Here is an 18,944-nt window from a genome sequence, read left to right as displayed (position 1 = left end):
GCAGGCGTCTTGAATTCTCCGTCCGGCAGGACGCCCGGTTGTTCCCCCCGACCCGATGCGTCGTGCCGTCCGATGTTTCCACGGTAGGTCGCCGTCCGGCACGACGAAAGGGGTTGACGATGCGAGAGCCGGCCGCTAAAGAATGAAGTGACGCAGACGCCTCGAGCCGCCCGGGAGCGCTGGCGGCGACCCGTTTCGACGTGCCAGCATGAGACGCACGCGACATCACGAGACCGAGGCCCTGCTGCATGACGATCATCCGAACCATCCCCGAAGACGAGGCCGACGTCGAGGTCGCCGCGCTCTACGCCGACGATGTCGAGACGCTCGGGTACGTGCCGCCCCACACCAAGGCGATGGCGATGAACCCGGCCGCGTACCGGGCGTTCGAGGCGCTCATTCGATCGGTCGCGAAGCCGCTCGGCCTGCGGCGGTACGAACTCGTGACGCTGGCCGCGGCGCGAGGCACGAGGTCTCGGCACTGCCGGCTCGCACACGGCGCGAAGTCGCTCCGGCTGTTCGATGCGGATCAGCTCGAGCGCATCGCCCGCGACTACAACGATGCCGGGCTCTCGGGCGCCGAGGTCGAGATGATGCGGTTCGCCGAGCAGGTCGGCCGGGATGCCTCGTCGATGACCGAGAGGGACTCGCAGCGACTGCGCGACGCCGGCTTCAGCGATCAGGAGATCGTCGACATCACGATCGCGGCGTCGGCCCGCGTGTACTTCGCCAGTGCACTGCAGGGCCTCGCCGTCGACGTCGACACGCCGCCGATGCTCAGCGAGCCGCTCCGCGCCGCGCTCGTCGACGGCCTCTAGGAACGGAAGCCCCGCCGGCCTGCCCGGCATCCGCAGGCACGAGGGAGGACGACATGGACTACTTCTCGGATCGACGGGATGCGGGGCGGAGGCTGGCCCAGGCGTTCGAGGGCCGCGAACTCGAGCGGCCCGTCGTGCTCGGACTGCCACGCGGTGGCGTGCCCGTCGCCGCGGAACTCGCGCGCGCGCTCGGCGCGCCGCTCGACGTGCTCGTGGTGCGCAAGCTCGGACTGCCGCGTCAGCCCGAGGTCGCGATGGGGGCCATCGGCGAGCACGGCGCCCGGGTGCTGAACGACGACGTGCTGCGCTCCGGCGGCGTCTCGGACGACCAACTCGCCGCCGTCGAGCGCCGGGAGCGCGCGGAGCTCGAGGCGAGGGTCGCGCGGTTCCGCGGAGGCGCGCCGACCGTGGACCTCACCGGGCGCACGGCCGTCATCGTGGACGACGGCGTGGCAACCGGGGCGACGGCGCGCGTGGCCTGCACGGTCGCGCGGGAACTCGGCGCGGCATCCGTGATCCTCGCGACGCCGGTCGGCGCACCCGACAGCATCGCCGAGATCGCCGCGATGCCCGAGGTCGACGAGGTCGTCTGCCTCTCGACGCCGCGGGGATTCATGGCGGTCGGCATGCATTACCTCGACTTCTCGCAGACGACGGATGACGAGGTGCAGGCGATCCTCGCCGAGGCGCATTCCGGCGGCGGTTCGCCGACCTGAGCGCCGGCTCGCGGCTGGGCTCAGCGTCGCCCGACGACGACGGTCGCCGCGATCTCGTCGTCGCGCAGGATGCGGGCGTCGAGTCCGCCCGCGATCACCAGTGCGGCCGTCGTCTCGGCCTGGCGACGGCTCGTCTCGATGAGGACGTGACCGCCCGGGGCGAGCCACTCGCGAGCGGATGCCGCGACACGACGGTGCACGTCGAGACCGTCGTCGCCGCCGTCGAGCGCCATGTGCGCCTCGTGATCGCGCGCCTCGGGCGGCATCATGCCGATCTCGTCGGTCGGCACGTAGGGCGCGTTGACGGCGAGCACGTCGACGCGCCCGCGGAGTTCTGCGGGGAGGGGGTCGAAGAGGTCGCCCTCGACGACCGTGGCCCCGATCGGCTCGAGGTTCCGGCGTGCCGCGCGCACGGCCGCGGGGTCGAGATCGGCCGCCACCAGCCTCGTCGGAGCCGCCGAGTGCGCGACCGCGGCGCCGATCGCGCCCGCACCGCAACAGAGGTCGACGACCACGGGTTCGTGTTCCGCGCTCGCGGCGTCGCGGGCGAGCCGGGCGGCCTCCGCGGCGAGGAATTCGGTGCGGCGGCGCGGCACGAACACGCCCGGCTCGAGCAGGATGCGCAGGCCCGCGAACTCCGCCCAGCCGAGCACCTGCTCGAGCGGTTCGCCGGCCACGCGCCGCGCGACGAGTCGCTCGAGTTCGGCCGGGTCATCGGGATGCTCCGCGGCGGCTTGGACGAGCAGCGCGGCCTCGTCTTCGGCGAAGACGCATCCGGCGGCGCGGAGCCGTGCGACGATCCGCGGGTCGGGCGCCGCGGAACTCGGCGGTGTCGCCGGAGTCGAGGAAGTGGATGGAGTCGACGGAGTCGCCGGAGTCGAGGGAGTGGTTGTGGGAGACATGTGCCGCCAATGCTAGAGTGCAACGCATGACCGCGTCGATCCGCACCTGGTGGCCCGCCTCCTAGGCGGACTCCACGCGTTTCGACGTACGACGACCGCCCGAGGGCGGTCGTTTCGCGTTGCAGCGGGATGCTCCGGCCGAGGGCCCGACCGGAGGCCGACATGACCCGCCTGCTCAGTTCGATCCTCGCCGCGACCGAGGCACCGCACTTCGCGGTGATCCATCGCGAGCACGAACCGACGCTCGACGTGCTCGTCGGCGACGTCGTCGACGTGCGTCTCCTCGCCGACATCCCGCTCGACGGCGCCGAGGTGCTCGCCCTCGTGCCGTTCCGCCAGGTGCGCGAGCGCGGCTTCGATGCGCACGACGACGGTGCGCCCGTCCGTTGCCTCATCGTGCGCGAGCGCGAGTCGGTGCCGCTCGCAGACGCGATCGACCTGTTGCCGCGGCATCCGGTGGTCGTGGGCGATCTCGACGTCGACGTGAGCGATGCCGACTACGCGGCGACCGTGCGACGCGTCATCGACGAGGAGATCGGCCGCGGCGAGGGCGCGAACTTCGTCATCCGCCGCGAATTCAGCGGAACGACGGATGCCGCGCCGGCGGCGGCGGTGCTCGGCTGGCTGCGGGCGCTGCTCGAACACGAGTCGGGTGCGTACTGGACGTTCGCACTGCACACGCCGGGCCTGGCGGCCGCAGGTGCGACGCCCGAGCGGCACGTGTCGTCGATCGGGGGGACGGTGTCGATGAACCCGATCAGCGGCACGTTCCGGCACGACGAGCACGACGAGCACGACGAGCACCGTGCCGAGGCCGATCGGCTGCTCGCCTTCCTGCACGACGTCAAGGAGCGGGAGGAACTCGTGATGGTCGTCGACGAGGAGCTCAAGATGATGAGCGCCGTCTGCCCCGACGGCGGGCGCATCCGCGGCCCGTTCCTCAAGCGGATGTCGCGCCTCACCCACACCGAGTACCACCTCGAGGGTCGGTCGGAGCTCGACCCCCGCGAGGTGCTGCGTCGCACCATGTTCGCGCCGACCGTGACCGGCTCGCCGCTCGGCAACGCCTGCGCGGTCATCGCGCGCCATGAGACCACGCCGCGGGGGTACTACGCGGGGGTTCTGGCCCGGTGCACGCCCCGAACCGGGGGCTACGACCTCGACGCGCCGATCCTCATCCGCACCGCGTACCTCGAAGCGGGCGGGAGGGTGCGAGTGCCCGTGGGCGCGACGCTCGTGCGCCACTCGGACCCGGTCGGCGAGGTCGCCGAGACGAGTGCGAAGGCCGCCGGGGTGCTCACCGCGCTGGGGGCGCTCCCCCGCCGGACCACGGCGCCGGTCCATCACCTCGGCGCCCGCCCGTCCGCCCCCGGCGACGACAGGGTCGGGGCCCACGGCGCCGGCGACGACCACGACGACGCCGGTCGCATCCGGGCGTTGCTCGATTCGCGCAACGAGCACCTCGCGCCCTTCTGGCGCACGCCGCAGGCGGAGCGCCCGTCGCGTGGAGTCGAGGCGCTCGTCATCGACGCGAACGACGACTTCACGACGATGCTCGCCCACCAGCTGCGGCATCTCGGTGTGGCCGCGCGGGTCGTGCCGTGGCACGAGGCGCCGCTCGAGGCATCCGAAGACCTCGTGGTGTTCGGTCCTGGCCCCGGCGACCCGCGGAATGCGGCCGATCCGCGGATCGCGCGGCTCCGCGAGCTCATGACGGCACGGCTCGCCTCGGGCCGCCCGTTGCTCGCGGTCTGCCTCAGCCACCAGGTGCTCGCCGATCTCGCCGGACTCCCGATCGCGCCGCTGCCCGTGCCGCGGCAGGGGGTGCAGCTCGAGGTGGAGGTGTTCGGCCGATCCGCGGCCATCGCCTTCTACAACACGTTCTCCGCGATCGCGCCGAGCGGGTCGACGACGCCTGCCCTCGGCCTCGAGGTGGCGGCGGATGCTGCGACCGGCGTCGTGCACGCGCTGCGGGGTGCGGGCGTGGCCTCCGTGCAGGGCCACCTCGAATCGGTCACCTCGCCCGACGGACTGGCCACCCTCGAACGTCTCGTCGGCGGCCTTCTGGCTGATGAGACGCTGAATCTCGGGGACATGACGGTCGCGAGCGCCCGCGGATGATGCCGCACCTCCCCGCATTTGGCAAGGCATTGCGGCAATTCGTCCGGGCGGAGTTCACTGGTGCCGACCCGACCCGAGGAGGCGGATTCCCGTGGAAACCAGCACCATCGTCTGGATCATCGTCGGCATCGTCGTCATCATCGCGATCGCCGTCGTCTGGCTCCTGACCAGCAGGCAGCGTCGCGAGGCGCATCGCGAGTCCGAGCGGCAGAAGGCCGCCGAGCTGCGACAGAGCGCGCACGAGACGGATGTCGCACGGCGCGAGCGCGAGGCCGAAGCCGCTCGCGCGGCCGCGGCGGCGAAGCAGGCCGAGGCCGACGCGGCTCAGGCCCGGCTCGAGTCGGAGCGACTCGCCCGTGAGAGCACGAGCCACCAGTCCGACGCGGAGAAGTTGCGCAGCGAGGCGGAGGAGCGGCTGCAGAAGGCCGATGCGGTCGATCCCGACGTCGACTGTCGCGACGCCGAGGCCGCCGGCACCGTGCGCGACGAACGCGAGGCGGCGCATCGGGAACACGACACGGCGTACACTACCGAGGCCGCCGACGCCGACCGGGATCGCCGCGTCGACGACGCGTCGCGGCGCGACACCGAGACGGGCCGTCGCATCTGACGGAGCGTGACGACGCGGGCGGCGGGCACCTGCTCCGCCGCCCGCTCGTCATGCCGGGGTGGCGTGGTGCTCGATGAGCACGCGCACCTCCTCGACCAGGTCCGCGACGGGGCCGTCGACGCGGAGGCCTGGCGCCACCGTGGCGATCGGGAGCGGCGCGACGGGCGACGACGCCATGCCCGCTGCGGCGCGCCACGACGCGATCTGTTCGGCCGAGGCGACGTAGACGATGCGCCCGAGCCCGACCCATGCATGCGCGGCGGCGCACATCGCGCAGTGCTCGCCCGACGTGTAGACGGTGGCCGCAGCACGCTCGGCGGGGGTGAGATGGCCCGCCGCCCAGTGCGCGATCTCGAACTCGGGATGCCGCGTCGGATCGCCGGTGCTCGCCTCCCGGTTGCGGGCGGCGTACCGTTCGATGCCCGCCGCGTCGACGAGCACCGAGCCGAACGGGCTGTCGCCCGAATCGGCGGCCTCCCGGGCGAGCTCCACTGCGCGGCGGAGGTGGACGAGGTCGGTCCGGGTGATCTCCATGAGTCGAGTCTGCCTCGGCCGTCAATCGAGCGCGATGACCGCGTCGAGGGTCTCGTCGCTGAGGGGACGGTCGGCGAAGACGAGGCGCTCGAGGTGGGTGGTGTCATCGGGGCCGGCGGGCGCCTCGCTCGAGGTGCCCCGCCAGACCAGCTCGAGATCGAGGCGTTCGAGTACCCGGACCGAGCCGGGATTGCTCGCGAGCACGCGGGCGGTGACCGGCGTCTCGGGTCTGGCGGACCGCGCGGCGGCGAGCGCGATGCCGGCCGCCTCGGTCGCGAAGCCGCGCCCCCACGCCTCGGGAGCGAAGCGGTAGCCGAGGTTCCACGCGTCGAAGCCGAGCATCGCCGCTCCGGCGGAGCCGAGGAACGAGCCCGCGGCCAGCCCGGCTTCGGGCCGACGGAGCACCACGGCACAATGGCCGAACCCGTAACGGCGCCGGCTCGCGATGGAATGCTCGATCGCGCGCGCCGATTCGCCGCGACTCGTATGCCGGCCGCTCGGCACGTGCTCCCAGGTTCTCGGGTCGCCGCAGACGCGGAAGTAGTCGTCGACATGGTCGAGGGTGAGCGGCCGGAGGAGGAGGCGTTCGGTGCGGAGTTCGTCGATCATCGACGAACAGTCTGGCAGCGGCATCCGACATCGTCCGCGGTGCCAGACCGTGCCGGCACGTGCCTGACGGCGCTACTTGAGCAGTCTCGACAGCACCCGGTCGGCGAGCGGCTTGCCACCGGTCTGGCAGGTCGGGCAGTACTGGAACGTCGAGTCGGCGAAGATCACCTCGCGCACCGTGTCGCCGCAGACCGGGCACGGCTCACCCGTGCGGCCGTGCACCTGCATGCGCGTGCGCTTGGAGTCCTTCAGCTCGTCGGGCCGCCGGCCCGCCGCCGCGTCGATCGCGTCGGCGAGGGTGTCGCGCAGGGCGTGGTAGAGCCGCTCGACGTCGTCGGGCTTCAGCTTCGCGGCGAGCGCGTACGGCGACATTCGGGCGTTGTGCAGGATCTCGTCGGAGTAGGCGTTGCCCACGCCGGCGAACACCGACTGGTCGCGCAGGAGGCCCTTCACCTGCGTGCGCCGGCCGGCGAGGATTGCCGCGAAGTCGTCGAGCGTGAAGTCGGGCGCCGTGGGATCGGGACCCAGCCGGGCGATGCCGGGCACCTCGGCGGGGTCGTGCACCACGTAGACGGCGAGCGACTTCTTGGTGCCCGCCTCGGTGAGGTCGAATCCCGAGCCGTCGTCGAGCCGCACCCGGAGCGCGATGGGCGACTTGCCCGGCTTGATGACGGTCTTCGGCAGCTCGTCGTACCACCGCAGCCAGCCGGCCCGGGCGAGGTGGAACACGAGGTGCAGTCCGCCGATCTCGAGGTCGACGAACTTGCCGTGCCGGGATGCCGCGTCGATGGTGCGACCGGTGAGCTCCTGCAGGGGCGGGTCGAAGGTCTTCAGCGCCGAGATCGCCGCGACGGATGCCCCGACCACGGCATGCCCGACGGCGCGCTTGCGGAGGAATCCGACGAGCGCGTCCACCTCGGGCAGCTCGGGCACCCTGCCATCGTCTCACCGGCCGCCGACATCCGCCGCCCGAGATCCTAGGATCGGTCAGGTGATCGATCCCATCCCCCTCGTCGACGCCGTCGTGCTGCGCGAGCTCCATCCTGATGACGCGGGCGCGCTCGCGGAGGCCTACGCCAGGAATCGCGCACACCTCGCCGCGTGGGAGCCTGAACGGGACGAGGCGTTCTTCACGACCGCCCGGCAGGCCACGGAGGTCGAGGCGCAACTCGAGGACGCCGCCCGTGGCGGGTCGCTCCCGACGGTGCTCGCCGCCGACGACGGCACGATCGTCGGCCGGTTCACCCTCTCGGGCATCGTGCGCGGGCCGTTCCGGAGTGCGAACCTCGGCTACTGGGTCGACGCCGCCCGCACCGGCCACGGGCTCGCCTCTGCGGCGGTCGCCGCCATGGTGGGCATCGCACGCGACGAACTCGGGCTCCACCGCATCCAGGCGGCGACCCTCACGCACAACGCCGGCTCCCGCCGGGTGCTCGAGCGCAACGGGTTCGCGCACATCGGCTTCGCCCCGAGCTACCTGAAGATCGCCGGCCGATGGCAGGACCACGAGCTGTTCCAGCGCATCCTGCACGACTGACGGCACCCGATCGCACCGGGTCCTGAGCCGTCGTCCGGGAGGCGTGATGGGGCTCGCCGAGCCTACCCTCCGTGCCTGCTCGACGCCTGTGCAGCGGTGGCGCCGGTCGTGGTCAGCTCGGACGGAGCCGGTTCGGCCCGCCCCGCGGCATCCGATCGGGAACGCCATGCCCCGACGCCGCGCGCGACGATCGGCTGCCCCATGACGATGCCGAGGAAGACGAGCGCAAGCCCGACGAGCTGTTGTGCCGAGAGCGCCTCGCCCGCCACGAACACGCCGAGCAGCACCCCGGTCACGGGGTTCAGCAGGCCGATCAGGCCCACCGTGCCGGCATCCAGGTGGCGCAGCCCGCTGAACCAGGCCACGAACGCGAGCGCCGTCGCCACGATGCTGACGTAGCCGAACGCCGCGAGCGCCGGCGCGTCGAGCGCGGGCGGTACGCCCTCCCACGCGAGCGCCGCCGGCACGAGCATGATGCCGCCCGCGATGAGCTGCCACGACGTGAGCGAGAGCACGTCGACACCGCCGCCCCACCGCTTCGCGAGGATGTAGCCGAGCGACGACATCGACATCGCCGCGACCGACGCGACGACGCCCCACGGGTCGACGGATGCCGCGCCCGTGACGAGCATGAGCACCACGCCCGCCAGTCCGACGACCGCGCCGACGAGCGGCAGCGCGCGGAGCCGTTCCGAGACGAGAAGCCACGCGAAGGCCATCATGACGATGGGCGAGGTGGCCATGATCGTCGAGGCGATGCTCGTCGGCAGCAGCTGCGCCGCGACGTACACGAGCGCGAAGAAGGCGCCCATGTTGAGTGCGCCGAGCACGATCGACCGCCACCACCAGGCGCCGCGTGGCCGCTGACGCCGGATCGCGAGCAGCAGGAGCCCCGCGGGCAGCGCGCGCAGCACCGCTCCCCAGAGGGGGATCTCGGCCGGCAGGAACTCGCGCGTGACGAAGTACGTGCTGCCCCACGCGATCGGAGCGATGGCCACGACGAGGCTCCAACGCAAAGTAGCTTCCACAGAAGACATATTAGCTTCCTTGGAAGCTAGTATCAAGGTCATGGATGCTCCCACCGATCGCGTCGCCCGCATCATGGCCGAGTGGTCGCGCGAACGCCCCGACCTCGACCTCGCGCCGCAGAGGGTGATCGGCCGCCTGCACCGCCTCGCGAACCACCTCACCGACGACCTCGTCGCGGTGTACCGCACCTTCGGTCTCGCCGAGGGCGAATTCGACGTGCTCGCGACGCTGCGTCGGGCCGGTGAACCGTTCGAGCGCACGCCGAGCGAACTCGCCGCCTCCACGATGGTGACCACGGGCGCCATGACCAAGCGCCTCGACCGCCTCGAGGCCCGCGGGCTCGTGAGTCGCCGCCAGAGCGACGTCGACGGACGCGGCCGGGTCATCGCCCTCACCGCGCGGGGGTGCGAGCTGATCGACGAGGCGTTCACGGCGCACCTCGCGAACGAGCGTCGCCTCCTCGACGAGGCACTCACGCCGTCGGATGCCGCCGCGCTCGAGCGCCTGCTCACGACCTGGCTCGCGCACTACGAGTCCTGAACGATCGTCGCACGACCGAAGACGAGCGTCACGCTGTGGAAGAACGGCGTCACGAGGGCCGAGACCGCGTTAGGGTCGAGCCATGCGCACCGACGAACTCAGTGGCATCCGCGTCCTCTTCCTCAGCACTGAGGGCGACCAGATCTCGACCCCCGACGACGCCGCCGACCTGGTCGGCAGCGCCTGGTCGCACCGAGCGTCCCTGCTCGCCGTCCCCGCCGAGCGCCTCGATCCCAAGTTCTTCAACCTGCGCTCGGGCGTCGCCGGCGAGATCACCCAGAAGCTCGTGAACTACCGCCTGCAGCTCGCGGTGCTCGGCGACATCGGCGACCAGCTCGAGAAGAGCGGCGCGCTGCGCGACTGGGTGCGCGAATCGAACGCGGGCGATCACGTCTGGTTCCTCGACGACGAGCTCGAACTCGAGGACAAGCTCGCCCGTCGGGCGGCTCGGGCCACCGCGCGCTGAGGCTCGTTCGCCGCGTCCGCGACTCCGGCTCACTCGCCGCGCGACGGTGACCCGTCGGATGGCTCCGGAAGGAGTTCGCCGCCGGTCTGACACGTCGGGCAGTACTGCGCGGTCGTGCTCGCGAACGCGAAGTCGCGGATGGTGTCGCCGCAACGAGGACACGGTTCCCCCACGCGCCCGTGCACGCGCATCGCGGCGACCTTGGCCTCCTTGAGCCGATCGATCGGAACGCCATGCCGTGCCGCGATCGCCGCGGAGATGACGCCGACCGTCGCCTCGAACAGGCGTTCGCGCTCGGCGTCGCTCAGCGCCGACGCGTGCACCACCGGCGACAGCCGCGCCGCATGCAGGATCTCGTCGGAGTACGCGTTGCCGATACCGGCGAGCGACGCCTGGTCTTGCAGCACCGCCTTCAGCTGCTTGCGGCGGCCGACGACGACCCGATCGAGGTCCGCCCTCGAGAACGCCGGGTCGGCGGGATCGGGCCCGAGCTTGGCGACGGCCGGCACCTCGGCGGGATCGTCGACCACCCAGCAGCCGAGCGACACCCAACTCCCCTTGTCGGTCAGTTCGAGGGTGCTGCCGTCATCGAAGCCGAACGCCACGAGCGTCGGCGGCGGCGGTTCGGCGGATGTCTCGTGCCCGGCGGGCTCCGCGGCATCCGCGTCGCTCGGGGCATCCGCGTCTCGGACGCCCTCGCCTCCGGCACCCTCGTCACGCCATCGCGCCCAGCCGTGCCGGCCGAGGGACACGACGAGGTGCTGGGATGCACCCACGGCGACGTCGAGGAGCTTGCCCCGGCGCGCGACCTCCGTCACCTGCTCGCCGACCAGGCCGGCAGGCGGTCGCGCTCGCGTCTTGGTCGTGCGGAACTCGACGACGTCGACCTCGGTGATCGCACGGCCGCGGAGCCGCTCGCCGAGTTCGTCGGCGAGCGCCTGCACCTCAGGCGATTCCGGCATGACGCCAGCATGGCACACACGACCGACACGCGATCCCGTCGATCCCATGCTGCATGCAGCACCGTGGCGTACGGTGGCGACATGCTCCGACGACTCATGTCCCGTGTCTTCTGGGCGTGCAGTCGCTGGCGCCTCGTCGGCGAGCCGGCGCCCAACCGCCCGACGGTGATCATCGGCGCGCCGCACACCTCGAACTGGGACTTCGTGATCATGCTCGCCATCGCCTGGCGGCTCGGCATCGACGTGCGCTGGCTCGGCAAGAAGAGCCTGTTCGCCGGATGGCGCGAATCCATCATGCGTCGGCTCGGCGGCATCCCCGTGGATCGCTCCGACCCGGGCCGCGTCGTCGGCGAGGTCGTCGAGCGCGTGAAGGCCGGCGAGGTGTTCGGCCTCGTCGTGACGCCCGACGGCACGAGAGGGCCGCACGAGTACTGGAAGTCGGGCTTCTACCGCATCGCCCGCGAGACGGGCATGCCGGTCACGCTCGGTTTCGTGGATCGAACCACGATGACCACGGGCCTCGGCCCGACGTTCGAGCTCACCGGCGACGTCGCCGCGGACATGGACCGCATCCGCGCGTTCTACGCCGACAAGGCCGGCTTGCGACCCGAGCGGCGCGTCGAGCCTCGCCTGCGCGACGAGCACGCCGGCGGCGCGCCGAGCGACTGACGCTCACTCAGGGTCTACTCCGTCGCGAAGTCGAGCTTCGATTCGGCGACCGCGATGACCGACCAGGTGCCGCCCTCGGCGTCGGTGAACTCGTACGCCGGCACGACCAGCACACTGCCGTCGGGCTGCCATTGGCTGGCAAGCCCGAGTCGCGCGTCGACGATCTCGACCTCGTTCACCGGCCACGAGACTGCGGTACCGGCAGTCGGTGCGGCGGGCGGCTCGGTCGGCGGCGTCCACTCCTCCGTCGCGACGGGCATGTCCCGCATCGCGATGGGCAGCGTCGTCATCTGCGCGCTGAATCGCGGGTCGGAGAGCCGCTCGAACGCCTCCTGCTCGCTCACGACCGGGTAGTCGCCGAGCGGCACGATCTCTGCGAGCGCGCCTGAGACGCTGAACAGCCCGGCGTCGGAGACTTCGGCGGTCCACGCCTGGTCGATGCGCTGGCCGTCGACCACGAGCCATGCCTGCGCCATCCGCGTCGGCGATCCCTCCCACATCTCCGATGTGAACTCGTACGCCCCCGGGTCTCGGCCGGTCGACGAGATGAGCGACCGCAGGGCGTCGATCGCGACATCCTCGCTCGGCGGCGTGCCGGTCGGCTCGCAGCTCTCCGCGGCATCGGCGCACTGCCACGGGTTGATCCGCGGATCCGAGTACCAGAATCCCGACATGCCGTCGATCGATACGCCGAGCGACGGGCCGGTGCCGTCCTGCGGTCCGACGGTCCATGTTCCGAACGACAGTTGCGGCGTCCCTTCGACGCCGAGCGCCGCGGCGAGCGCCGCGATGGCGTCGGTACCGGATGCCGCACGCGCATCGAACCCGTAGGCCGCCGCCGCGGTGTCCGAGGTCGAGAGACCCGACGCGCTGAAGTGGTTGCGGCCCCCACCGTAGGGCGCGAACATGCTTCGCCCGTCGGGTGCCGACAGCTTCGCGTCCCCCGTCGCCGGCTCGGGCATCACGCCCTGCTCGGCGATTCCGGCGTCCGCACCGCTCTGCAGCGAGATGGGCGGCGCCGCGCCGTCGGCGACGTTCGTCGACGACCCGTTCGCCGAGCCGATGCCGTAGCCGGCCGCACCGACGACCACGAGCGAGGCGGCGACCGCCGCGACCTGCAGCCAGCCGGGGCGCCGACGGGCGCGTTCGGTGCCCAGATCGGTCACCGGCGAACCGCCGCTGCCTCGGACGGCGTCGGCAGCCGCTCGCGCCACGACTTCGTCGGCGAATCCGTCGCGTGGCTCGATGTCGGCCGCGGGGTCGGCGGCACGCAAGCGCTCAACTGGGTCGTGCTGCTCGTCGTTCATGTCGATCACCCTCCGTGACATCCGGTCTCACCCATGCATGTGTGCCACGAGCGCGGAACCTTGCAGTCGGCGTGGATCAGAACGACATCCGCTCGCCCCACGCCTCACGCAGGCGCTTGCGGGCACGCGAGAGCGCGGCATCCGCACCCGACCTCGAGATGCCGAGCGCCTCGGCGAGCGCCTCGCCGTCGAGGCCCTCCCACGCGTGCAGGAGCAGGATGCGCCGGTCGCGTTCGCCGACGCTCATGAGTGCGCCGCGCAGCTCGTCGTCGAACAGCGCGCTCAGCTCGGGATCCTCGGCGACGCGCCGCTCGCCCTGCTCGGGCACCTCGTCGACGGGCAGGTCGACGAGCTTGCGCCGATGGTTGGCGAGGGTGAATCCGGCCGTGCGGTACAGCCACGGCAGCACGGCCTCGCGCGGCACGTCGACGCGACGTCGCCACGCGGTGGCGAACACGTCGGCAGCGAGATCCTCGGCGTCCTGCCGCGGCCCTCGCCGCGCGAAATACCGCACGAGCGCGGTCGAGTGCTCGCGCACGACAATGGTGAACCACGCGAGGTCGTCGTCGCGGCGATCGGATGCCGCGTCGGCGGCCTCGGGCATCGGCGGCTCCTTGGTCGTGTCGAAGTCTGCGGCGTCGGTGCTGGCGGTCGTCACGACCTGTTTGTGTCGCGACGTGGGCGAGTCTTGCAGGTGTTCCACCGGATTCATGGATGCCACGTGCCCGACCCCGAAGGGCCGAGCCGTCCTCAATCGTCGCCGGTCCTCCATGGGTCGACCAGTTCGACCCCCAGGCCATCGAAATCACGGGTGTTCCGGGTCGCGAGGCGGGCACCGACGACGACGCAGATCGCCGCGATCATGCCATCCTCGACACTGAGCGGGCGGCCCGCCGCGCGTCGCTTCGCCTGCAACCGGGCGTACACGCGGGCCGCGCGATCGTCGTACGAGAGCACGCTGCCGCGGTGCGCCTCGATGACCTGCTCGATCGCCATGATGAGCCCATCTCGACGTCGACCCGGATCCAGCCTGGATGCTCCGTCGAGGAGTTCGCCGACGGTGATCGCGGTGATCATGGTGGGCTCATCGAGCCGTCGCAGCCACTCGAGGACTCCGGCGTCGGGTGAGCTGCGCATCGGCTCCGACAGCACGTTCGTGTCGAGCACGATCACAGGTCGACCCGCCGCGGCAGGCTTCGCGACGGCTCGGGAAGCTCGAGCCCTCGGTACTCCACCGCGATCTCCAGCCAATCGCGCACGAAGTCGACCCGGCCGACGGCGCTCGTCAGGATCTCGCGCACCTCCGCCTCCATCGAGCGCCCGTGCGCGGCGGCGCGCTCACGAAGGCGCTGCTGCACGGCGTCGTCGAGGTTCCGCACCGTGATCGTGCCCATTGCTCTCCCTGTGTGTGCCAGCATGCATGCTAGCAATGCTAGCAGGGGCGTTTGAGGATGCTCACGACTCCTCCGGGACATCCGTGGACACTTTCGCAGTCCACCGCGAGGTGTGTATCGTTTCTCGATAGATGTCTACCGACTATCGATAGGACGCGCATGCAACGGCCGACCATCCTGATCCTGAAGACGCTCCTCGCCGCGATGATCCTGCTGATCCTCGCATGCCAGCTCTTCCTCGTGCCGCCGACGGCCCAGGGCATGGCGCGCACCTACCCCGAGTTCGCCGACCTCGTCGTGCCCGGCATCGTGATCGCCGACCTCTTCCTGCTGTGCATCCAGGTGGTCAACGTCTGCGTGTGGCGACTGCTGTCGATGGTCGGCGAGCAGAACATCTTCAGCACCGACGCATTCAGGTGGGTCGACGTGATCCTCGGTTCGATCGTCGTCGCGACCCTGCTGATCGTCGTCGCGTTCGCGATCCTCGCGTCCGCCGGCGTCGGCAACCCGTCGATCATGCTGCTCGGGTCGCTCGGCGTCGTGGTCGGCTCGGGGCTCTCCTTCCTCGTCATCGTGCTGCGCGGACTGCTGAGGAACGCGGCACAGCTCCAGCAGGACCTCTCCGAGGTGGTCTGATGCCGATCGTCATCGACCTCGACGTGGAACTCGCCAAGCGCAGGATGTCGGTCGCCGAGTTCGCGGCGGCGATCGAGATCACGCCCGTGAACGTCTCGGTGCTGAAGAACGGCAGGGCGAAGGCCATCCGCTTCTCCACGCTCGACGCGATCTGCCGCGTGCTCGAATGCCAGCCCGGTGACATCCTGCGCTGGGTGCCCGACGAAACGGATGGCGCAGCGCTCGACACGACGGAGGCGACGCGATGACGCTCCCGACAGCTCCGGTCTCCCGCGGTTGGAGCGAAGCCGCCGTCGCGTACCTGCTCGACGCGACCGCGTGCCCGGTCTGCGGACGCGACCGCATCCGTGATGGACGCTGCCCGACCTGCGGCGCGCACATCGACGCCGATCTCGGATCGGCGCTGCTGGCCGCTTCCGAGCGGGCCGCGTCGGCCATCCGCCGGCGCCAGGAGATGATCGACCGGGTGCCGACGGCGGCACTCGACGAGGCATCCGTGCCCGCGAAGCCGGCGCCCGAGACATCCCCTCCCGGTGCACCCCCGTCGTCGCGACCGCCGCAACCGTCACCGCGGACCGTACCCGCGTCGAGCTCTGCCGGCTCGAACGCGACCGTGCAGTCGGTGCTCGCGGTCACGGGCGCTGGACTGCTGGCGGTCGCGGCGGTGGTCTTCACGTACTTCAACCCCGATCTCACCGATCATGCCGTTCGCAGCACGATCGTCGCGGGCATCACGGTCGTGTTCCTGGCCGGGGCGTGGTGGCTTTCCCGGCATGGGCTGGCATTCTCCGCCGAGGCCGTCGGGGGGCTCGGACTCGTGTTCGGTGCGCTCGACGTGTCCGCCATTATCGACTCCTCGGCAGGTCTTGCGAACGCATGGCTGACGGCGGCCGTCGCGACGTTCGTCGGCGGCACCGGTATGGCGGGTCTCGCGCTCGCGGCCCGCGTCCGCATCTGGCTCTGGGGGTCCCTCGTCGCCCTCGCGACGGTGCCCGCGATGCTCGGCGCCGCCGGAGGCACCGTCGCGACTGCCGTCGTCGGATACCTCGGCGCAGCGGGCGCCGCCTCCGCCCTCGTCGGGTTCGCACGGTGGGTCTCGCGTCGGTTCGATGGTCGCCTGGTCGCAGAGCAGGGCACGCTCACGGCGATCCAGCTCATCGCGGTCTTCTCCGCGATCGTGCCGCTGCCGCTGCTCGATGCCGGCTCGAGCACCGGTTTCTGGCTCACGGTCGCTGGGGTGTTCGCGGCGATTGCGGTGCTCGGCACGCTGTCGGCCCGCCACCCTGCGGGACGATTCTGGAGCGCACTCGCCGGGTCCACCGGAATCGTCGCGATCGCGGTGCTGCCGCTCACCGGAATCGGCGACGTCGTGACCCTGTTCTGGGCGACCGCGGTCTGCACCGGCGCCGCGGCAGCCGGCCTCGCCGCGATGTGGGCCGTCGCTCCGAGACTGCCCGGGATCGCCGTTCGGGCGTTCACGGGCGGCGCCCTCGCGGCGGCCTCGGTGCCCACGGCGGTGCTCGCGTTCATCGCGGCCGATCTGCTTCTCCGCACGATCGTCGGTACGGCCGTCACGAGCGCGGTCGGAGGCATCCTGGCCGACACCGGCGACGCCGTCGCGATCGCAACCGGCCTCGCTGCCGCCACCATCGGGTTCGCGGCCGTCGCGGCGATATCGCGACGTTCGTCCGCGCGGGCTGTGCCCGACGCCGCCGCACCCGCGGCTCCGATCGCCGCGCCGGGGGCGCCGGCCCGGGTGTCTCCCGCGGTCGCGCTCGGCACCACGGCCGCGTGGCTCGGCATGCTGGCCTGGATCGTGGTCGCCTGCGCACCCGGGCTGCCACTCGCCGCGCAGATCGCGATCGCACTCGGACTCGCGCTGGTCGCCGCGGCGTCCTCCGCGCTGGTGCCCGCTGCCCGCGCGTCGAGCCTGGTGCGGGGTTCCTTCGCAGGCGGGGCGCACGGAGCGGTCGTCGTCGCGGCCATGCTCGCCAGCAGCGACCCGCGCATGCAGCCGTGGGCGGGGATCGCGGTGCTCATCGCGCTCGCCGCGATCGCTCGCGCGATGCCGACGACCGTCCGATTCCTCTACGTGGGCGCAGGCTTCGCGTACGCGTTGTCCGTCGTCGCGACCGTGCTCGGCACCACCGCGCTCGAGGGCATCGCGCAGTGGTGCGTCACGACGGCCGTCGGCCTGCTCGTCGCGATCGTGGCGACCTTCCTGCCGCAGGTGGGCCCGCGGACGTGGTGGGTGATCCTCGCGGTCGCCGCCGTCCCGTTCGGCATCGGCGTCGTCCAGGTCGTGTTCGAACGCAGCGGCTGGACCGCGCTCTCGACGGGTCTCATGCTCCTGCTCGCGACGGCGCTGCTCGTCACGCGCCGGCCCGGACTCGGCATCGCCCTGCGTACGTCCGCAGCGGCGCTCATCGTGCCGAGCGCCGCCGTCGTCGCGGTCTGCCTCGGCGCCGAGCTGCTCGCCATGAGCGCGTCGCCCGTCGTGTTGCCCATGATCGCCGTGCTCGTCGCGGGAGTGCTGCCCGCCGGCGACGCGCTCCGCGGTGCGCTCGCGCGACACGGGCTCGATCCCGCGGCGGCGCGCGCTGCACGGATCGCGATCGAATGGTCGGCGTTCGCGACGGGCGCGATCGCGGTGCTGCTCTCCCTCGTCCGAACGGCCGCGGGTCTCGAGACCATGCTCGTCGTGCTCGTCCTGCTCGGGCTGGGCGCTGCGGCCATGGCCGTCGTGCAGCGCCGGCGCCTCGGCTGGTGGCTCGCGGCCGCAAGCTTCACGGGAGCCCTCTGGAGCGTGTGGGGTCTCGTCGGCGTCCACACGATCGAGGCGTACCTGGTGCCGCCTGGGCTCGGCGCGGCGCTCGTCGGCGGCCTCCTCACCGCTCGCGGCGCACGCGCGGTGCCGCTCGTGGCATCCGGTCTGCTCATCGCGGTGCTGCCCTCGCTCGGAGCGATGGTCGGATCGGATTCCTCCGCGTCCACGGCTCGCAGTGCGGGCCTGCTCGCCGCGGCGTGGCTGCTCGTGGTGGTCGGCTCGCTCGTCGGTCGTGGCACGTCGAAGCTCGCCGAACGACTCCGGGCGCTCCGTCCGGCCGCCTTCGCGGTCGCGATCATCACGGGCGCCGCCGGGGCGGTGCAGGGAGTGCGTTTCGGAATGGGGCAGGATGTCGCTCCACTCGCCGATTCCCCGCTCGTGCTCGTCTGCGCGGGCGTCGGCGCGATCGGCGGCACCGCAGCCGCCCTCGGCGCGCGCGGACTGATCGCGAACGCGGCCGACGGTTCGGCGCTCGCGCGGTCGCGGTGGCTGGCCGCGCCCGCCCTCGTCTACGTCACGGCCGCGGCGTGGCCGGCGATCCGGACCGAGTGGCCGGAGATCTGGTCGATGTGGGCGCTCATGCTCGGCGCGCTCGCGTTCATGCTGCTCGCCGCCGTGCGGTCGGTGGCCGGCCGAACGAACCTGCCACCCGTGTGGTTCGCGTTCGCGATCGCGTTCGTGACCGCAGTGGTCGCATGGAGCCCACGAGAACTCCGTGTCGAGTGGTTCTCGTTACCGCTCGGGCTGTTCCTGCTCGCGGCAGGGACGGTCGCGCTCTGGCGAGGTTATGCCGGGTTCGATGGCGCACGTACGCTCACGGGCTGGCCGGGCGGATGGCGCGGATCATGGTCGCTGCTGGCACCAGGGCTCGTGGTGTTGTTCTCCGCGTCGATCACGGCGACCTTCACCGATCCGCAAACGTGGCGTGCGATCCTCGTGATCCTGTTCGCGCTCGCCGCGATCCTCGTCGGCTCGGTCCGGAGACTCGCCGCACCGTTCCTCAGCGGCATCATCGTGCTCCCGATCGAGAACGTCGTCGTCTTCGCCGTGCAGATCGGCCGCGGCATCCAATCGATGCCATGGTGGATCACGCTCGCGGTGGTCGGCGCAGTACTGCTCATCATCGCTGTCACGTCCGAACGCAGGGCGGGGGCCGACCTGGGAATCGCGGCACGGCTGCGCGACCTGCGGTGATCGCATCGATCGGAGCGACGCCGGCGCCGTCCCCGTGATCGCGGTCGCTCCCTTGAGCTCCCGCAGACGATCC

The 18,944-nt window shown here is 71.7% G+C and carries 21 protein-coding genes; 11 read left to right on the top strand and 10 right to left on the bottom strand.

What is annotated here, in order from left to right; translation table 11 throughout:
• The first annotated feature begins 248 nt into the window (after positions 1-248).
• Entirely contained in the window at positions 249-818 is a 570-nt protein-coding gene (locus tag EZM51_RS08745) for a carboxymuconolactone decarboxylase family protein (protein ID WP_136707878.1), read from the top strand.
• Between the two features lie 53 nt (positions 819-871).
• The gene (locus EZM51_RS08740; protein WP_136707877.1) at positions 872-1,534 is read left to right on the top strand and encodes a phosphoribosyltransferase; all 663 of its coding nucleotides are present in this window, start codon (positions 872-874) and stop codon (positions 1,532-1,534) included.
• A 20-nt stretch (positions 1,535-1,554) separates the two neighbouring features.
• Here the strand turns inward: EZM51_RS08740 and EZM51_RS08735 are convergent, their stop codons facing one another.
• Positions 1,555-2,436: a putative protein N(5)-glutamine methyltransferase gene (locus EZM51_RS08735; RefSeq protein ID WP_136707876.1), complete on the bottom strand. Its 882-nt coding sequence runs from the start codon at positions 2,434-2,436 to the stop codon at positions 1,555-1,557.
• Positions 2,437-2,598: 162 nt separating this feature from the next.
• Between EZM51_RS08735 and EZM51_RS08730 the strand changes: the two genes are divergently transcribed.
• On the top strand, positions 2,599-4,557 hold the full coding sequence (locus EZM51_RS08730; RefSeq protein ID WP_136707875.1) for a chorismate-binding protein: 1,959 nt from the start codon (positions 2,599-2,601) through the stop codon (positions 4,555-4,557).
• A 91-nt stretch (positions 4,558-4,648) separates the two neighbouring features.
• Complete coding sequence (locus EZM51_RS08725; protein WP_136707874.1) at positions 4,649-5,167, top strand: hypothetical protein; 519 nt, start codon at positions 4,649-4,651, stop codon at positions 5,165-5,167.
• A gap of 48 nt (positions 5,168-5,215) precedes the next feature.
• Here EZM51_RS08725 and EZM51_RS08720 read toward each other — a convergent pair whose 3' ends face one another.
• From EZM51_RS08720 to EZM51_RS08710, 3 genes are all read right to left on the bottom strand, one after another.
• Entirely contained in the window at positions 5,216-5,701 is a 486-nt protein-coding gene (locus EZM51_RS08720; protein ID WP_136707873.1) for a nucleoside deaminase, read from the bottom strand.
• A 21-nt stretch (positions 5,702-5,722) separates the two neighbouring features.
• The gene (locus EZM51_RS08715; protein WP_169053843.1) at positions 5,723-6,310 is read right to left on the bottom strand and encodes a GNAT family N-acetyltransferase; all 588 of its coding nucleotides are present in this window, start codon (positions 6,308-6,310) and stop codon (positions 5,723-5,725) included.
• Positions 6,311-6,382: 72 nt separating this feature from the next.
• Positions 6,383-7,243, bottom strand: a complete 861-nt coding sequence (locus EZM51_RS08710) for a DNA-formamidopyrimidine glycosylase family protein (protein ID WP_136707871.1) — start codon at positions 7,241-7,243, stop codon at positions 6,383-6,385.
• 58 nt (positions 7,244-7,301) lie between these two features.
• On the opposite strand from EZM51_RS08710, the gene EZM51_RS08705 reads away from it, so the two are divergent.
• The gene (locus EZM51_RS08705; protein ID WP_248305547.1) at positions 7,302-7,847 is read left to right on the top strand and encodes a GNAT family protein; all 546 of its coding nucleotides are present in this window, start codon (positions 7,302-7,304) and stop codon (positions 7,845-7,847) included.
• A 62-nt stretch (positions 7,848-7,909) separates the two neighbouring features.
• Here the strand turns inward: EZM51_RS08705 and EZM51_RS08700 are convergent, their stop codons facing one another.
• The gene (locus EZM51_RS08700; RefSeq protein WP_211195863.1) at positions 7,910-8,884 is read right to left on the bottom strand and encodes an EamA family transporter; all 975 of its coding nucleotides are present in this window, start codon (positions 8,882-8,884) and stop codon (positions 7,910-7,912) included.
• Between the two features lie 31 nt (positions 8,885-8,915).
• Between EZM51_RS08700 and EZM51_RS08695 the strand changes: the two genes are divergently transcribed.
• Complete coding sequence (locus tag EZM51_RS08695) at positions 8,916-9,416, top strand: MarR family transcriptional regulator (RefSeq protein WP_136707870.1); 501 nt, start codon at positions 8,916-8,918, stop codon at positions 9,414-9,416.
• Between the two features lie 82 nt (positions 9,417-9,498).
• Entirely contained in the window at positions 9,499-9,882 is a 384-nt protein-coding gene (locus EZM51_RS08690) for a DUF4180 domain-containing protein (protein WP_136707869.1), read from the top strand.
• 29 nt (positions 9,883-9,911) lie between these two features.
• Here EZM51_RS08690 and EZM51_RS08685 read toward each other — a convergent pair whose 3' ends face one another.
• Positions 9,912-10,844, bottom strand: a complete 933-nt coding sequence (locus EZM51_RS08685) for a DNA-formamidopyrimidine glycosylase family protein (protein WP_136707868.1) — start codon at positions 10,842-10,844, stop codon at positions 9,912-9,914.
• 81 nt (positions 10,845-10,925) lie between these two features.
• Between EZM51_RS08685 and EZM51_RS08680 the strand changes: the two genes are divergently transcribed.
• A complete protein-coding gene (locus tag EZM51_RS08680) occupies positions 10,926-11,513 on the top strand; it encodes a 1-acyl-sn-glycerol-3-phosphate acyltransferase (protein ID WP_136707867.1) in 588 nt (195 codons plus the stop codon).
• Positions 11,514-11,527: 14 nt separating this feature from the next.
• On the opposite strand, the gene EZM51_RS08675 is transcribed toward EZM51_RS08680, so the two are convergent.
• The 4 genes from EZM51_RS08675 to EZM51_RS08660 form a co-directional block, all read right to left on the bottom strand.
• On the bottom strand, positions 11,528-12,820 hold the full coding sequence (locus tag EZM51_RS08675; protein WP_136707866.1) for a hypothetical protein: 1,293 nt from the start codon (positions 12,818-12,820) through the stop codon (positions 11,528-11,530).
• Between the two features lie 76 nt (positions 12,821-12,896).
• Positions 12,897-13,478 carry a sigma-70 family RNA polymerase sigma factor gene (locus EZM51_RS08670; RefSeq protein ID WP_248305546.1) on the bottom strand — a complete coding sequence of 194 codons (582 nt, stop codon included), beginning with the start codon at positions 13,476-13,478 and terminating at the stop codon, positions 12,897-12,899.
• Between the two features lie 92 nt (positions 13,479-13,570).
• Positions 13,571-13,993, bottom strand: coding sequence for a type II toxin-antitoxin system VapC family toxin (locus EZM51_RS08665; RefSeq protein WP_136707865.1), 423 nt, complete (start codon positions 13,991-13,993; stop codon positions 13,571-13,573).
• Positions 13,990-14,214 carry a plasmid stabilization protein gene (locus tag EZM51_RS08660; protein ID WP_136707864.1) on the bottom strand — a complete coding sequence of 75 codons (225 nt, stop codon included), beginning with the start codon at positions 14,212-14,214 and terminating at the stop codon, positions 13,990-13,992. The genes EZM51_RS08665 and EZM51_RS08660 overlap by 4 nt, the downstream gene beginning before the upstream one ends.
• A gap of 159 nt (positions 14,215-14,373) precedes the next feature.
• Here EZM51_RS08660 and EZM51_RS08655 point away from each other — a divergent pair, with 159 nt between their 5' ends.
• The 3 genes from EZM51_RS08655 to EZM51_RS08645 are packed head-to-tail and all read left to right on the top strand — an operon-like array spanning position 14,374 to position 18,871.
• The gene (locus EZM51_RS08655) at positions 14,374-14,850 is read left to right on the top strand and encodes a DUF2975 domain-containing protein (RefSeq protein ID WP_169053842.1); all 477 of its coding nucleotides are present in this window, start codon (positions 14,374-14,376) and stop codon (positions 14,848-14,850) included.
• Positions 14,850-15,098 (top strand): helix-turn-helix transcriptional regulator, encoded by a 249-nt coding sequence (locus tag EZM51_RS08650; protein ID WP_136707862.1) that lies wholly within the window; start codon positions 14,850-14,852, stop codon positions 15,096-15,098. The genes EZM51_RS08655 and EZM51_RS08650 overlap by 1 nt, the downstream gene beginning before the upstream one ends.
• Positions 15,095-18,871, top strand: coding sequence for a hypothetical protein (locus EZM51_RS08645; RefSeq protein WP_136707861.1), 3,777 nt, complete (start codon positions 15,095-15,097; stop codon positions 18,869-18,871). The genes EZM51_RS08650 and EZM51_RS08645 overlap by 4 nt, the downstream gene beginning before the upstream one ends.
• The last annotated feature ends 73 nt before the right edge of the window (positions 18,872-18,944 follow it).

This window comes from Agromyces sp. H66 (assembly GCF_004959775.1).
GTDB lineage: Bacteria > Actinomycetota > Actinomycetes > Actinomycetales > Microbacteriaceae > Agromyces.
The sequence above is the reverse complement of the archived record's forward strand: the minus strand, read 5'-3'. Positions and strand labels throughout refer to the sequence as shown.